Below are 14,869 nucleotides of genomic sequence, written 5' to 3' on the forward strand. Positions count from 1 at the left end.
TCTTTATATTCTTTATCGCGCGAATTCTAACACGAAATATTCACAACCGAACGCTTAAGGGTCAATCTTTAGCATTAGAATTCTTTTGGGTAGCCGTCAAAATCCCTCTCAATACGTTAACTTCTACTTTATCCGGCATAGCCCGTAGATATAGCCTGCGAAGCCTTGGCATTAATTGACGCGGATTTTCTGGATCTAGAAAATCAATATCGACCAAAGTCTCCTCCAAATGCTTGAACAAACGCTCAAGATCACTACTATCAGCAAGCTCAATATCCCAATCTGTTCCCCATTGAGGCTTATGCTGCTCATTCTCCTGAGCGTAAATTGAAGCCATACGTAACTCATAAGTAACAACCTGAACAGCTGCAGCAAGATTCAATGAACTAAAATCAGGGTTTGAAGGTATATGCACATGGTATTGACAAAGATGAAGCTCCTCATTTGTTAGTCCACGATCTTCTCGACCAAAAACAATCGCAATCTTTTTATCCGTTGCAATTGGCTGAACAATTGCGGCCAACTCTCGCGGATCAACCACCGGCCAAGGAATATGACGCCCCCTAGCACTTGTCCCAACAACAACTTGGCAATCTGCAATCGCCTCTTCAAGCGTGTCATGAATAACAGCAGCCTCTAGTAGATCAGTAGCTCCTGCCGCTCTTGCATCCGCATTCACATGAGGAAACTTTTTAGGCGCTACGAGATGCAACTCCCCCAAAGCCATATTTTTCATAGCCCTCGCCACACCACCAATGTTGCCTGGATGAGTTGTATTAACGAGAACAATGCGAATATTTGCAGACATAGATCTTGCCACCACCACAATAAATGAAGGCGCGTATTCTAACAGAGCTACAAACAATTGAGCCACTTATTCACAGCATCCCCTATCCTCAGGTATAATACTTTTTTTAATTTTCCCGAATATTCTTCAGGTTCCTAACAAATGCAACCCATGGTTAATATTGCACTGCGCGCAGCACGCGTTGCAGGCGAGCAGATCGTCCGCGCTGTAGAGCGCCTGGATTTGGTTAAATCCGAACAATCTGATGTAGCTAAGCTTCTTAGCGACACATGCCAAAAAGCAGAGCTAAGTATTGTTCACACAATCCAAAAAGCTTATCCAAATCACAAAATCGTGGGCGAATACACAGGCGATCACGCACCTTTAAGCGAAGGACCTGAATTCTGCTGGACGATCAACCCAATCGACAGCATCTCCAACTTCTCCAATGGCTTGCCGGTTTTCGCAATTAGCATGGCAGGCCAACAAAACGGCCGTACAGAGCACGCTCTAATCCTGAATCCAATTACTGGCGAAGAGTTCACTGCAAGCCGCGGTGATGGCGCACAGTTAAACGGCAAACGCCTACGCGTTAGCAATCACAAAACGGTTGAAGGATCCTTGATTGGCACAGGCTTCTTCAATCGCCCAAGCGATAAAGCACACCTAGAAGCTTACCTAAACATTTTCCGCGATATGACACTGACTGGCGGCACTATCTATAACGGTGGCTCTCCAGCATTAAACCTTGCATACACAGCAGCTGGTCGCATTGATGGCTTCTACCAAATCGGCCTTAACCCTTGGGAAATGGAAGCTGGCCTATTATTAGTACAAGAAGCAGGCGGCCTTGTAGGTGACTTTATGGGTGGAAACGATTTCCGCCAGAGCGGCAGCTTAATTGCTGGCAACCCTAAGATGTTTAAAGCCATCTTAAAGGGCCTACAATCTTCTTTAACTGAAGAGTTAAAATAAGCGAAAAAGATATACTAAAAAGCCATCCATGGGATGGCCTTTTACGCACAAAAAAAACCGGCATCAGCCGGTTTTTTTATTAGCACAATCCTTACGCTTCGTAAGGGTTACGCAATACGATAGTCTCGATACGATCTGGACCAGTAGAGATAATATCCACAGGCGCTTCAACTAACTCTTCTAAACGCTTGATGTACGCTACCGCTTCAGCAGGCAGCTCATCCATAGACTTAGCACCAACAGTAGAGCCAGCCCAACCAGACATAGTCTCGTATACTGGCGTTACTGCTTCGTAGTCTTCGCTACCGCTTAAAGAATCAACCACATTACCTGCAGAGTCTTTATAACCTACACAGATACGAATCTCTTCCATACCATCAAGTACGTCTAGCTTAGTTAGGCACAAGCCTGAGATAGAGTTGATCTGGATAGCATGCTTAACTGCAACAGCGTCAAACCAACCACAACGACGCGCACGACCTGTAGTAGAACCGAACTCATGACCACGCTCAGCCAAACCTTCGCCCACTTCACAATGAAGTTCTGTTGGAAAAGGACCACCACCTACACGCGTTGTATACGCTTTAGTGATACCCAGAATGTAATCTAGGTACAGAGGACCAAAACCACTACCTGTAGATGTACCACCGGCAGTTGTGTTTGAAGAAGTTACGTAAGGATAAGTACCGTGGTCGATATCTAGCAATGAACCCTGAGCGCCTTCAAACATGATGTTCTTGCCCTGCTTACGCAGGTCATGAAGCATTGAAGTCACATCAGCAACCATTGGCGCAAGTTCTTCACCCATAGCCAATGCTTCGTCTAGAACTGTTTGGTAATCAACAGCATCAACCTTGTAATACTCAACCAACTGGAAGTTATAGTATTCGATAACTTCTTTCAGTTTTTCTGCAAAGCGCTCTTTATCTAGAAGATCAGCCAAACGAAGACCGCGGCGAGCCACTTTATCTTCATAAGCAGGACCGATACCACGGCCTGTAGTACCAATTTTAGCTTTACCACGCGCAACTTCACGCGCTTGGTCCATAGCAATATGGTATGGCAAGATAAGTGGGCAAGAAGGGCTCAAACGCAAACGTTCGCGTACTGGCACATCCGCCTCTTCCAAACCTTTAATCTCTTTCAGCAATGCTTCTGGAGAAAGCACTACACCGTTACCAATCATGCACACGACATTGTCGCGCAAAATACCTGAAGGAATCAGGTGCAAAACTGTTTTTTCGCCATCAATAACCAGCGTGTGACCCGCATTATGACCGCCCTGAAAGCGCGCCACTGCAGAAGCCTGATCCGTAAGCAGATCTACGATCTTGCCTTTACCTTCATCACCCCACTGGGTACCCAGAACAACTACGTTTTTGCCCATTGTTGCCTACTTGAGATTACTTAAGAATAAAAATTTTTACTGATCACAGGCCGCTAACGACCCATTCTCCATCACGTTGTACTAGCTCAGCAGTACACTCTTTTGCCGGTTCAGCGCCCGGTAACGCATAGATAACTTTTACACCTTCAGAACGCAGCTGACTTACTTTAGCCAATAGTTCTGCGCTCTCTTCCGCTGGCGCTAAAACGATCTGCTTTTCATCAAGAACAACAGAAGAAAGCTCAACCAACGTTTTAAGATCAGCACTAAAGCCCGTAGCTGGACGCGCACGACCGAAATCTCGACCGATCTCATCGTAGCGACCACCTTTTGCGATAGCCTGACCAAATTCAGGCGTATAAGCAGCAAATACCACACCTGTATGGTAGTTGTATCCACGCAATTCACTCAGATCAAAATACTGGTCTAACTGCGGGAAACGCAAAGCAATACGCTCTGCTAACTGCTGCAAATATTCGATAGCTTCAAGCACTTGCGCTGGCGCAGTCGCGAACAGCTCACGCGCTCGAGCTAAAACATCGCTACCACCGTTCAGTGATGGCAACGCTGCCAAGAAAGATTTACTTGTATCGTCTAGATCTAGCTGCTCTACAAACAATTGAAGTTCTGGTAGTGCCTTACGCTGAAGAATATCTAGATACTGCTCTTTGTCGTCAGCAGATAATTCGATCATCTCCATCAAACCAGAAAACACACCAACATGGCCTAGATCGATACTAAGATCACGATCAACTCCCGCTGAATGCATAGTTTCAACCATCAGAGAGATCACTTCTACATCACTCTCAATACCTGAGTGACCATAGAGTTCAGCACCCAACTGCAGCGGGTTACGAGAAGCTAGCGGCTGAGTTGGCAACGCATGCACAACTGAACCACAATAACATAGACGTGTAGCACCAGATTCACGCAGACGATGCGCATCAATACGTGCAACCTGAGGTGTAATATCAGCTCGGAAGCCTAGGGTATGACCACTAATTTGATCAGTTACTTTTACAGTATTCAGATCAAGATCATGACCTACACCTGTAAGCAAAGATTCTAAATGCTCCATTACAGGAGGCATAACCTGCTCATAGCCCCAATGCTCATACAGATCCAATAAACGTCTGCGTAAAACCTCAACGCGACGAGCCTGCGGTGGAAGTAATTCTTGTACACCTTCCGGTAGCAGCCAACGATCTGCCAATGCCATGTGGTACTCCGTATCTTATAAAACAACACGCCGATCAGTAGCGACTCGGCTTTAATTCACTATATAAAGCGCAACTAGACCCAACAGCATACTCACTAAGCCTATCAGGCGTAGTGACCGATCACTGATCATCGAAAGCTGTTGCACCAAATTTCGCCAGCGCTGTGGATAAAGAAAAGGAATAACCCCTTCCAAAATCAGCATCAAGCAAAAACCAACAGCGAGTGAATGCAGTAGTTCGGATGACATGCTTACTTCAGCCTATACAATCCAATTGCCACAAAAAAACCGGGCTTTAACCCGGTTTTGCTATTCTACCACGGAATCAGAGGAATGCCTTCCCCTGATCCGTTTTTTTGTACATTTTTACGCCAGACGTTGTTACTCGGCTTTTGGTGCTCCCAAATATTTAAAGAAGTCACTATCTGGTTTAAGTACTAGAACGTCACCACTCTGACCGAAAGACTCACGATATGCCTGCAAGCTACGGTAGAAAGAGTAAAATTCTGGGTTTGCAGAGTATGCCTCAGCGTAGTTTTTAGCAGCTACGGCATCACCTTCACCACGAATCTCTTCTGATTCACGGTAAGCTTCCGCTTCAATAACCGTCTTCTGACGATCCGCATCCGCTCGGATACCTTCCGCTAGCTCTTTACCACGAGAACGAAGCTCACGTGCTTCACGTTCACGCTCGGTACGCATACGATCATATACAGACTCAGATACTTCCTGAGGAAGATCGATTCGCTTTACACGCACATCAACAACTTCAACACCCAGTTTATCGATAACTACGGGGCTGATCTCGCTGATTAGCTTACGCATAAGCTCTTCACGCTCACCAGATACCACTTCAGTTACCGTACGCGCACCAAACTGGTTACGCAGCGCAGCATCAACACGCTGTGACAGAAGGTTTGCGGCGTTAAACTCATCACCCGAAGTCGCTGTGTAGTACTTCTGCACATCTTTAACACGCCACTTCACAAAAGAGTCCACGATCAGACGTTTCTTCTCAAGTGTAAGGTAGGCCTGAGGACGAGCATCCAACGTCAGAATACGTGAATCGAACTTACGTACTTTATTTACAATTGGAATCTTAAAGTGAAGACCTGGACCCACATCGGCATCAGCCACCTCACCAAACTTGAGTAATACCGCACGTTCAGTTTCTTTAACGATGTAAAGAGAGCTCTGACCAACCAGAACTAATACAGCAAAAATGATTATGAAAAATAGTGATTTAGACTGCATTATCGACCCTCCCGACGACTACCTTGACGCTGACGTAGCTGATCAACCACTTGATCAGTCACTTCTCGCAGGCTCTGACCATCTAGTCGCACTGAGCGATTACTATCACCTGTTACTGGGCGATTTTGCATAATCTTATCCAGCGGCAGGTACATCATGTTATTTCCACCTTCCACATCAATCAGCACTTTAGGGTTCTGAGAAAGAACTTCCTGCATAGTGTCTAGGTATAGACGCTCACGCGTTACTTCAGGTGCTTTTTCATACTCTGTTAACAAAGCAGTAAAACGCTTCGCATCACCCTCTGAGCGAGCAACAACTTGCTCTTGGTAAGCACTTGCCTCTTCAAGCATACGCTGTGCTAGACCACGCGCTTCAGGGATAATACCGTTTGCGTAAGATTCCGCTTCGTTCTTAACACGAACCTCATCTTCTCGCGCCTTGATCACATCATCGAATGCATCTTGCACTTGGTTAGGTGCTTTTGCTTCTTTGATGTTCACTTTAGAGATCTGAAGACCTGTACCGTATTCGCTCATGTAGTTCTGGATACGATCCTGAACTTGAACCGACAAAGTTTCACGACCTTGTGTCAAGATAGAGTGCATATCAGTAGAACCAACCACATGACGAAGAGCCGATTCAGCTGCGTGTGACAGACTGGATTCAGGATCACGTACAGTCAGCGCAAAGCCTTTGGCATCAGAGATCAGATACTGAACCGTCATTTCAATATCGACGATATTCTCATCTTTGGTCAGCATTAGAGCACGATGATCACGAGTACGTAGACGAGTTGTATTAACAATCTCAACCACATCGATCATAGGTGGATTCCACTGCAGACCTGGACCTACAGTTTCGCTGAACTTACCAAGTCGTAGCACCACACCACGCTCTTGTTGGTCAACGGTATAAAAGCCCATACCAGCCCAACCTAGAGCAGCAATCAGAAGTACGATAAAGAAGAAGCCAGAACCAGAGGAGGAGGAAGAAGAACCACCACCATCACCGCCATAGCCGCTGGATTTTTGACCACCACCGAAGATGCCGTTCAATTTATCCTGCAGTTTACGTAGCGCTTCATCTAGATCAGGAGGCCCCTGATCACCACCACCTTTATTACCCCCGCGGTTATTGTTATTACCGCCACCCCAAGGGTCCTTATTATCACCGTTACCACCAGGCTCATTCCAAGCCATACGTCACTCCGTATAAAAACAACATGTTAGGTAGATTAAAACATATATCAGCGAAAAATATTATTCGCCAGATATTACCCCTCAATTAACTAAAATCGAGGTTTTTAAACTTTTTACTCGACAGGCTGAATCCTTACCAAGGATTCAGTTCGACAGGAAAACAACGATCACGTTCCATTCCCAATCGGCTCAACAGCTGCAGCATGTCTTTTTTCTGTATACGCACTTCCAAAATAATAGATCCTTTTTCATCTACTTGTTCAGAAAGTACGGCACCGCTCTCATACAATTTAGCTCTAAACTGACCTTCTTGCGGTTCCAGACACACGTTATCATGAAATACATCATCTGCAAGCAGCTCATTAACCGCTTGAAACAGCAGATCATGCCCTTCGCCCGTGACTGCGGATAACCATACACGACTAGGCTTACCATCTTCATCACGATCGATACGAGGCTTACGCCCTTCGATCAGATCAATCTTGTTATAAACCTCTAAAACTGGCACTTCATCCGCACCAATTTCAGCTAGTACGTTTTCTACTTCAGCTACATGATCATGACGGTCATCATCATAAGCATCGATGACATGAAGCAACAAAGTCGCCTCTATGGTTTCTTGCAAGGTCGCACGAAATGCTTCCACCAGTTTATGTGGAAGATGACGAATAAAACCTACTGTATCCGCAAGAATAGCCTGACCAATATCTTCCACTTCAATCCGACGCAAAGTTGGATCTAGTGTTGCGAACAACTGATCTGCTGCATAAACCTCAGAAGTCGTCAGCGAGTTAAACAGCGTTGATTTACCTGCGTTGGTATAACCCACCAACGATAAAGTTGGTACTTCAGCACGTTTACGCGACCGTCTACCCTGCTCTCGCTGCTTGCGAACCTTTTCTAAGCGCTTGTGAATAGATTTCATCCGAGCACGAAGCAAACGTCGGTCTGTTTCTAGCTGAGTTTCACCCGGACCACGTAGACCGATACCACCTTTTTGACGTTCAAGGTGAGTCCAACCACGTACAAGACGGGTAGACATATGATCAAGCTGGGCTAGTTCAACTTGAAGTTTACCTTCATGGGTTCGCGCGCGCTGAGCAAAGATATCCAAAATAAGGCCTGTACGATCAAGCACCCTACTTTGTATCTCTCGTTCGATATTACGCTCTTGAGCAGGACTTAAAGCATGGTTAAAGATCACTAATTGCGCATTATGCAGATTAACCAGCTCGCGCAATTCATCTAGCTTCCCCTGACCAATAAAAAACTTCGGATTAGGATGAGAAAGAGACCCAGTCAGAAATTCGACTGGGTCTGCACCTGCAGATAGGGCTAGTTCTTCGAGCTCTTTAGGACTTTCTTGGTCGGCCTCAGCGGCCAGATTCATATGAATCAAAATGGCACGTTCGCCACTTTTAGGACGTTCAAAGAACAATGATTATTAGTCCTCTGCTTTTGCTTCGTCTGCTGCTGGCAGTTTAACCGGGCGCGCAGGAACAACAGTTGAGATGGCATGTTTATAAACCATCTGACTAACAGTATTTTTAAGCAGAATAACAAACTGATCGAAAGACTCGATCTGGCCCTGCAGTTTAATACCATTAACTAAGAAAATAGACACAGGAATACGCTCTTTACGTAGCGCATTCAAATAAGGGTCTTGTAATGATTGCCCTTTTGACATTTGCAAACTCCTTCCCGAGGAAAATTTTATAATTTTTTCGTTATAGTATGGCTGACGGCTCTTAAATTTACTGCTTTCGCCGCTTAAACGCCTTATTTTACAGCTTTTTACTGTCTAGCCTGACATTATATAATGCTACCTTCAATGAATTTCAAGGCATTCTGCAAGAGTTTTGTATCGTGAGTGTCAATCCAGTTAAGGTTTTCCCAACTTCTTAGCCACGTAACCTGCCTTTTTGCGAGCTGCCTCGTAGCTACAACACCTTTAAATTTCATCGTGTCATAATCCCAAGTTCCGGCAAAATATTCCCATACTTGGCGATAACCAACACAGCGCACAGATGGCATCTGCAGGTCTAAGTCACCTCGATCCCAAAGCGTCCTTACTTCATCGACAAAACCTTGCTCAAGCATGATATCAAAACGACGAGCAATGCGATCATGCAGTTCAGAACGCTCTTGCGGCATCACTGCCAGAGAGACAATAGGAAAATCGGGCTTTTGCTTTTCCTGCTCGGCCCACAGATCCGTCATAGAACGGCCAGTAATTTCATATACCTCTAGGGCACGTTGAAGTCTCTGAGCATCATTAGGGTTCAGTCGTTTAGCTGATTCAGGATCAACTTCAGCCAATCGAGCATGCATAGCAGCCCAACCTTCAGCTTCAGCTTCCTGTAGCAGTCTTTCACGAACCGCTACATCGGCCTCTGGTAGATTCGCTAAGCCATTTTTCAACGCATGGAAATACAGCATAGTTCCACCCGTCAAAATCGGCACTTTACCCGCTGACCGAATTTCCTCAATCTGCTTTAGCGCATCCATACGAAATTCTGCAGCCGAATAGGCTTCAGAAGGATCACAAATATCGATAAGACGATGCGGATATCTAGCCAGCGTTTCGTGATCAGGCTTCGCAGTCCCTATATCCATGCCTTTGTAGATCATAGCTGAATCAACACTAACGATCTCGCAAGGCATATGATCGTAAAGCTTCATCGCGAGATCCGTTTTACCAGACGCAGTAGGCCCCATTAAAAAAACGACGGGTAGATTACTCACTAAATTGCTCCTACTGGCCACGCATAAATAATTTATCAAGATCAGCCATGGTCATCTGACTCCAAGTTGGTCGACCATGGTTACACTGACCACTGCGCTCGGTTTGCTCCATATCCCTTAACAAGGCATTCATCTCTGGCAAAGTTAATTGGCGATTTGCTCTAACCGCCCCATGACACGCCATGGTCCCCAACAATTCATTGATATGTTGCTCTATACGCTTACTTTCGCCATATACCAACATATCTGAAAGCACATCACGGATCAGTTGCTCGATATTGCCTTTAGCCAAAGAAACCGGTACTTGGCGAACAACAATCGTTTCTTCGCCCATGCGCGCTAACTCAAAGCCTAAGCGCTTAAACGTATTTGCCTGCTCATCAGCACAATCCGCTTCCCGCTGACTTACTGCAAGACTCATAGGTACCAAGAGCGGTTGAGAGCGTACAACATCCTGTTCAAAAGACTGTTTCATGCGTTCATAGACGATACGTTCATGGGCCGCATGCATATCTACCACTATTAAGCCTTGGTCATTTTGAGCAAGAATGTACACCCCATGTAACTGAGCGATCGCGTATCCCATTGGTGGGCATTGCTCATGCTCTACCTCAGATTCAGCAGACACACCAGTATCGACTGTTGTTGCAGGCTGAGGGTGAAGCGCGGCATAGCCACTGATCTGCTCTTGAATCTGAGGACCAGAGGGCGTTGAAGTTGGCTGATAAGCAGGTGCAGAGTAACCATTGCCACCGGAACTATTAACTCCAGATCTAAACGCCATGCGATTTTGTTCGAAATTCTGTTGTACTGGCTGTTGTTGAGTCTGTAACTCAGCAACTGCAGGCGCGGAGCCTTCCGGCATTTGATCTTGCGGGCGCATATCCGCAATCAGACGGTGCAAAGTCCGGAATAAGAAATCATGAACTAAACGACTCTCGCGGAAGCGTACCTCATGCTTAGTCGGATGCACGTTAACATCAACCAATGCTGGATCAAGCTCAAGATACAGCACATAAGCTGGATGGCGACCGTGATAAAGCACATCTGCATAAGCCTGTCTTACAGCGTGCGTAACAACTTTATCTCGAATCATTCGACCATTTACAAAGAAGTACTGCAGATCAGCCTGACTACGAGAAAAAGTAGGCAATCCAACCCAACCCCATAAACGCAGACCCGATGCTTCGGCAACCACATCTGCTTTTAAAGCGTTATCAATAAACGCTGAACCACAGATACTGGCAACACGACGTTCCTGTTCTAATTCACTATCCGCCTGTCGAAGCTGATGGATAACCTTGCCGTTATGGCGCAACTGAAAGGCAACATCGAAGCGGCTTAATGCAAGGCGCTTTACCACCTCATCAAGATGACGAAATTCAGTTTTTTCCGTTTTTAGAAATTTCCGACGCGCTGGGGTATTAAAAAACAGATCTTTCACTTCAACCGTTGTGCCTTGTGGATGGGCAGCCGGCTCAAGTTGAGCCTCCATATCCCGCCCTTCCGTTTGCACCTGCCAAGCGTTATTTTGCTCAGCCTGTCTAGAGGTCAAGGTTAAACGTGATACCGAACTTATACTGGCTAGCGCCTCACCACGAAACCCCAGACTACCAACTGCCTCTAGATCTTCTAGCACTTTGATTTTTGAAGTGGCATGTCGACTAAGCGCGAGAGAAAGATCATCTTTTTCAATGCCAAAGCCATTATCACGGATACGCATGAGCTTCACGCCGCCCTGCTCAACATCGACGTCAATTTTATCTGCTCCGGCATCCAAACTATTTTCAAGAATCTCTTTGATAACAGAAGCTGGGCGCTCAACTACTTCACCCGCCGCAATTTGGTTGGCCAAACGCGGCGATAAAAGCTGTATACGTGACATTAATCTACCTTTGGATTTAGCTGAGGCTAGCTGGTTGGAATACGTAAAACCTGACCGATCTTAATTCGATCATTTTTCAAGTTGTTCTCTTTGCGCAATGAGGATAGAGATACACCGTTGCGAGAAGCAATCACCGATAGCGTATCACCACGAACAACTTTGTATGTACGATTATCTTTTTCTCTACGCTGCGCGATATACGTTAGCGCAGGCGGCTTACGCTCAAAGTGTTGTGTAATCCCTTTAAAGACAGCACCCGCCATCTTCTTCTGATAGCTTTTGGTCTTTAACTTCGCTGCTTCACCAGGATTGGAGATAAAGCCTGTTTCAACCAGAATCGATGGGATATCAGGTGATTTCAAGACAACAAACCCCGCCTGCTCTACATGGGGTTTATGCATTTTAGCGAAGCGCTTTATATTGCCATGAATCTGTTTGGCGATAGAGCGGCTGTCCTCACGACTCGCGGTCATCGACATATCGAGCAACACGCTCGCCAACACATTATCTTTATCATCTAAGCTAACGCTACCTACACCACCAATGAGGTCGGTACTATTTTCTTTACGCGCCAACCAACGACCCATTTCGCTACTTGCACCACGGGACGATAGAACCCAGACTGAAGCGCCTCGAGCACGTGCATCTTTGAAGGCATCCGCGTGTATAGAGACAAAGAGATCGGCATTATGCTTACGGGCAGCTTTCGTTCGACCGCGTAAACTTACATAGTAATCACTCGTACGTGTTAGCTTGCCTTTATAACCAGGGGTGGCGTCTAAACGTCGTTTTAGCTCTTTAGCAATCGCAAGTACAACATCTTTCTCTCGAACTCCACCAGGCCCAATTGCCCCTGGATCATCACCGCCATGACCAGCGTCGATAGCGATCACAATATCGCGACCCGCTACTGCTTTGGGTTTGGCCGTTTTCTTAACTGTTTTAAGCGAAGACTTTTCGTAAAGATCTAAGACGAGTCGGTGACCGTATTTTTGATTGGGCTTTAATTCAAAGCTCTTGGGACGAACCGCCCTTTTGAGATCCAATACTAAACGGAGGGTTTGACCGTTTTTACCAGAACGAATCTTTTTGACCGGACTTTTATCTAAACCAAGCTTATCCAGCCCAGCTTTTAAGGATGCCTTTTCAATATCAAGCACGATTCGGTCAGGCTTATCGAGGGTAAATACTTTGTGAGATGCAGGACCGCTCATATCAAATACGAGACGAGCATGATCCGGCGCTAACCAGATACGCACATTTTTAACATCCGCAGCATGAGTGATCGCGCTACAGATAAAAATCAAACAACCTAATAATCCAGCAAAAGCATGCCGGAAACCGCTCATTCGCATAGTGCTTAAGCTTAACCCCTTCTTACTTCTCTTCAGTCGCTTGCAATAATTTATCGGCCATCTGCTGGCCTAAATCAGACTGTGGTGTCCAAGTTAATTGTCGTCCGCGACCATCAAGCTCAATCTGCAATAACAAATCAGCCTCAGGCAGAATACCTTGCCCTCTTTCTGGCCATTCAACTAAACATAATGCCTTATCTTCAAAATAATCACGAATACCAAGAAATTCCAATTCCTCAGGGTCCGACAACCGATACAAATCAAAGTGATAAATCTGCTGTTCGCCCACTTCATAAGGCTCCACCAGCGTATAGGTTGGACTCTTAACCGAACCTTGATGGCCACAACCACGAAGAATACCGCGACTTAGGGTTGTTTTACCCATACCTAAGTCACCTAACAGGAAAATAACACCCCTACCCGCTGCTGCATTCGCAATTTTATGGCCGAATGCGATCATCGCCTCTTCATCGGATAGTTTTACTTGATACTGATTACTCATACTTACTATTTATTACTCTTGGAATTGCATCAAACAGATCTGATGCGATTAAACCTATTTCGCCCTGTTGCTTCACAACGTAGTCAGCGGCTTTAGCATGAATAAACACCGCCAAACGAGCGGCATTCTCAGGTGATAAACCTTGAGTTAGGAGAGCGCCACAAATACCCGACAAGACATCTCCCATCCCAGCAACCGCCATTCCTGGATTACCGGCGTCACAAAGATAAACTACTTCACCAGCACTGACCAACGAACCAGCACCTTTTAAAACAACGCTACCACCACAAATTTGCTGCAAACGCTCAACCGATGCGAAACGATCAGCTTCTAACTCAGTTACAGACTTATCCATGATTCTGGAAGCTTCACCCGGATGAGGGGTGCAGATCCAATTTTTCCGATTCAGGGAGGCAAATAACGAATTTTCAACAATTAAATTCAGCGCATCAGCATCCAAAACCAAAGGTTTCTCGGTTGCTAGCGCAGCACGTAACATCTGATCGGACCACGCATTTTGCCCAAGACCCGGCCCTATGACAATCACATCCGCACGATCCAATAAAGGTAATAAGTGCCCCGTTGAATCAACAGGGTGCACCATAACTTCAGGACAGCGCGTTAATGAAGCCGTTACATGCTCTGAACGGGTCGCCAAAGAGACTAAACCAGATCCACTTCGCATCGCTGCCTGAGAAGCTAAAAGGGCCGCTCCCCCCATGCCGGAATTACCACCAATCACCAACAGATGACCAAACTTACCTTTATGGGCATTGCGCTCCCTCGCTGGTAGCAGCTCAGCTAAATCACTCTCCGTGGTTCGAAAAACATCTACCGTAACTAGGTCATAAACTTCATCGGGCACTTTTAAGTCATCAAACAGAATCTGACCACGATAGTTGACCCCTTCTGAGGTAAACAGACCACGTTTAAGGCCAATAAAGCTTAATGTGATATCTGCTCGAACAGCCACACCTAAAACAGCACCGGTATCAGCGCAAATACCTGAGGGAATATCAACTGCGAATATTGGTTTATGACTGCGATTGATCTGCCTGATCACCCCCGCAAAGGGCTCCCTGACTTCACCCGTCAGCCCCGTACCCAACAGCGCATCTACAATAAGATCGCCCCATAGTTCAGATCCTGCAGATGCCACCTCTATGTTTTCAATTATCGGCTGCAACTGCTCCCAAGCCTCTAGTGCTTCACCACTAAGCTGCGAAGATAAATCGGCTTTGCCTACGCAGACTAACTGCACCCGCAAGCCTTTATTAATGGCGAGGGCTGCTACCACAAAGCCATCGCCACCATTGTTACCTGCGCCACAAACAATACTTAATGACGCTATATGCGGAAAACGATCGAGTATTTCAGCAAACACAGCATGGCCTGCTCGCTGCATTAAGCGAATACCCGGAATACCAAACTGAGTAATTGCGGTATTATCCAACACCCGAGTTTGTTCAGCAGTGTATAATGGTGCGGGTAAGACAGCTCTGTTGATGGACATCTGCTCTGCGAACTCCTTTGAATTTCTGCCATTATAGAGGAACCT

The 14,869-nt window shown here is 46.0% G+C and carries 14 protein-coding genes; 1 reads left to right on the top strand and 13 read right to left on the bottom strand.

Annotated features, from left to right (window positions below):
* Positions 1-61 precede the first annotated feature (61 nt).
* Positions 62-808, bottom strand: coding sequence for a tRNA (cytosine(32)/uridine(32)-2'-O)-methyltransferase TrmJ (gene trmJ / locus ACMXYS_RS13695; RefSeq protein ID WP_415898256.1), 747 nt, complete (start codon positions 806-808; stop codon positions 62-64).
* 141 nt (positions 809-949) lie between these two features.
* Here trmJ and ACMXYS_RS13700 point away from each other — a divergent pair, with 141 nt between their 5' ends.
* Positions 950-1,762: an inositol monophosphatase family protein gene (locus tag ACMXYS_RS13700; RefSeq protein ID WP_415896867.1), complete on the top strand. Its 813-nt coding sequence runs from the start codon at positions 950-952 to the stop codon at positions 1,760-1,762.
* Between the two features lie 91 nt (positions 1,763-1,853).
* Here ACMXYS_RS13700 and ACMXYS_RS13705 read toward each other — a convergent pair whose 3' ends face one another.
* From ACMXYS_RS13705 to ACMXYS_RS13760, 12 genes are all read right to left on the bottom strand, one after another.
* Positions 1,854-3,149: an adenylosuccinate synthase gene (locus ACMXYS_RS13705; RefSeq protein ID WP_415882226.1), complete on the bottom strand. Its 1,296-nt coding sequence runs from the start codon at positions 3,147-3,149 to the stop codon at positions 1,854-1,856.
* A gap of 43 nt (positions 3,150-3,192) precedes the next feature.
* Positions 3,193-4,368, bottom strand: coding sequence for an ATP phosphoribosyltransferase regulatory subunit (locus ACMXYS_RS13710; RefSeq protein WP_415896868.1), 1,176 nt, complete (start codon positions 4,366-4,368; stop codon positions 3,193-3,195).
* A 51-nt stretch (positions 4,369-4,419) separates the two neighbouring features.
* Positions 4,420-4,617, bottom strand: a complete 198-nt coding sequence (locus ACMXYS_RS13715; RefSeq protein ID WP_415892369.1) for a DUF2065 domain-containing protein — start codon at positions 4,615-4,617, stop codon at positions 4,420-4,422.
* A 132-nt stretch (positions 4,618-4,749) separates the two neighbouring features.
* Complete coding sequence (gene hflC, locus ACMXYS_RS13720; protein WP_415896869.1) at positions 4,750-5,622, bottom strand: protease modulator HflC; 873 nt, start codon at positions 5,620-5,622, stop codon at positions 4,750-4,752.
* Positions 5,622-6,824 (bottom strand): FtsH protease activity modulator HflK, encoded by a 1,203-nt coding sequence (gene hflK, locus ACMXYS_RS13725; RefSeq protein ID WP_415896870.1) that lies wholly within the window; start codon positions 6,822-6,824, stop codon positions 5,622-5,624. Before hflK ends, hflC begins: the two co-directional genes overlap by 1 nt.
* Positions 6,825-6,957: 133 nt before the next feature.
* Positions 6,958-8,262 (bottom strand): ribosome rescue GTPase HflX, encoded by a 1,305-nt coding sequence (gene hflX / locus ACMXYS_RS13730; RefSeq protein WP_415896871.1) that lies wholly within the window; start codon positions 8,260-8,262, stop codon positions 6,958-6,960.
* A 6-nt stretch (positions 8,263-8,268) separates the two neighbouring features.
* Positions 8,269-8,511 (bottom strand): RNA chaperone Hfq, encoded by a 243-nt coding sequence (gene hfq / locus ACMXYS_RS13735; RefSeq protein WP_007022969.1) that lies wholly within the window; start codon positions 8,509-8,511, stop codon positions 8,269-8,271.
* Between the two features lie 125 nt (positions 8,512-8,636).
* Positions 8,637-9,542 carry a tRNA (adenosine(37)-N6)-dimethylallyltransferase MiaA gene (miaA, locus tag ACMXYS_RS13740; RefSeq protein ID WP_415898257.1) on the bottom strand — a complete coding sequence of 302 codons (906 nt, stop codon included), beginning with the start codon at positions 9,540-9,542 and terminating at the stop codon, positions 8,637-8,639.
* Between the two features lie 37 nt (positions 9,543-9,579).
* On the bottom strand, positions 9,580-11,454 hold the full coding sequence (gene mutL / locus ACMXYS_RS13745; protein WP_415896872.1) for a DNA mismatch repair endonuclease MutL: 1,875 nt from the start codon (positions 11,452-11,454) through the stop codon (positions 9,580-9,582).
* Between the two features lie 26 nt (positions 11,455-11,480).
* Complete coding sequence (locus ACMXYS_RS13750) at positions 11,481-12,803, bottom strand: N-acetylmuramoyl-L-alanine amidase (RefSeq protein ID WP_415896873.1); 1,323 nt, start codon at positions 12,801-12,803, stop codon at positions 11,481-11,483.
* A 28-nt stretch (positions 12,804-12,831) separates the two neighbouring features.
* On the bottom strand, positions 12,832-13,311 hold the full coding sequence (tsaE, locus tag ACMXYS_RS13755) for a tRNA (adenosine(37)-N6)-threonylcarbamoyltransferase complex ATPase subunit type 1 TsaE (RefSeq protein ID WP_415882234.1): 480 nt from the start codon (positions 13,309-13,311) through the stop codon (positions 12,832-12,834).
* Complete coding sequence (locus ACMXYS_RS13760; protein WP_415896874.1) at positions 13,304-14,824, bottom strand: NAD(P)H-hydrate dehydratase; 1,521 nt, start codon at positions 14,822-14,824, stop codon at positions 13,304-13,306. The genes tsaE and ACMXYS_RS13760 overlap by 8 nt, the downstream gene beginning before the upstream one ends.
* Between the last annotated feature and the right edge of the window lie 45 nt (positions 14,825-14,869).

This window comes from Neptuniibacter sp. QD57_21 (assembly GCF_047778075.1).
In the GTDB taxonomy this organism is placed as follows: Bacteria; Pseudomonadota; Gammaproteobacteria; order Pseudomonadales; family Balneatricaceae; genus Neptuniibacter.

What these genes read in the sequence shown, in the direction of transcription:
- trmJ (WP_415898256.1), bottom strand. Translation starts at nt 808, where the DNA reads ATGTCTGCAAATATTCGCATTGTTCTCGTTAATACAACTCATCCAGGC.
- ACMXYS_RS13700 (WP_415896867.1), top strand. Translation starts at nt 950, where the DNA reads ATGCAACCCATGGTTAATATTGCACTGCGCGCAGCACGCGTTGCAGGC.
- ACMXYS_RS13705 (WP_415882226.1), bottom strand. Translation starts at nt 3,149, where the DNA reads ATGGGCAAAAACGTAGTTGTTCTGGGTACCCAGTGGGGTGATGAAGGT.
- ACMXYS_RS13710 (WP_415896868.1), bottom strand. Translation starts at nt 4,368, where the DNA reads ATGGCATTGGCAGATCGTTGGCTGCTACCGGAAGGTGTACAAGAATTA.
- ACMXYS_RS13715 (WP_415892369.1), bottom strand. Translation starts at nt 4,617, where the DNA reads ATGTCATCCGAACTACTGCATTCACTCGCTGTTGGTTTTTGCTTGATG.
- hflC (WP_415896869.1), bottom strand. Translation starts at nt 5,622, where the DNA reads ATGCAGTCTAAATCACTATTTTTCATAATCATTTTTGCTGTATTAGTT.
- hflK (WP_415896870.1), bottom strand. Translation starts at nt 6,824, where the DNA reads ATGGCTTGGAATGAGCCTGGTGGTAACGGTGATAATAAGGACCCTTGG.
- hfq (WP_007022969.1), bottom strand. Translation starts at nt 8,511, where the DNA reads ATGTCAAAAGGGCAATCATTACAAGACCCTTATTTGAATGCGCTACGT.
- miaA (WP_415898257.1), bottom strand. Translation starts at nt 9,542, where the DNA reads ATGGGGCCTACTGCGTCTGGTAAAACGGATCTCGCGATGAAGCTTTAC.
- mutL (WP_415896872.1), bottom strand. Translation starts at nt 11,454, where the DNA reads ATGTCACGTATACAGCTTTTATCGCCGCGTTTGGCCAACCAAATTGCG.
- ACMXYS_RS13750 (WP_415896873.1), bottom strand. Translation starts at nt 12,803, where the DNA reads ATGAGCGGTTTCCGGCATGCTTTTGCTGGATTATTAGGTTGTTTGATT.
- tsaE (WP_415882234.1), bottom strand. Translation starts at nt 13,311, where the DNA reads ATGAGTAATCAGTATCAAGTAAAACTATCCGATGAAGAGGCGATGATC.
- ACMXYS_RS13760 (WP_415896874.1), bottom strand. Translation starts at nt 14,824, where the DNA reads ATGTCCATCAACAGAGCTGTCTTACCCGCACCATTATACACTGCTGAA.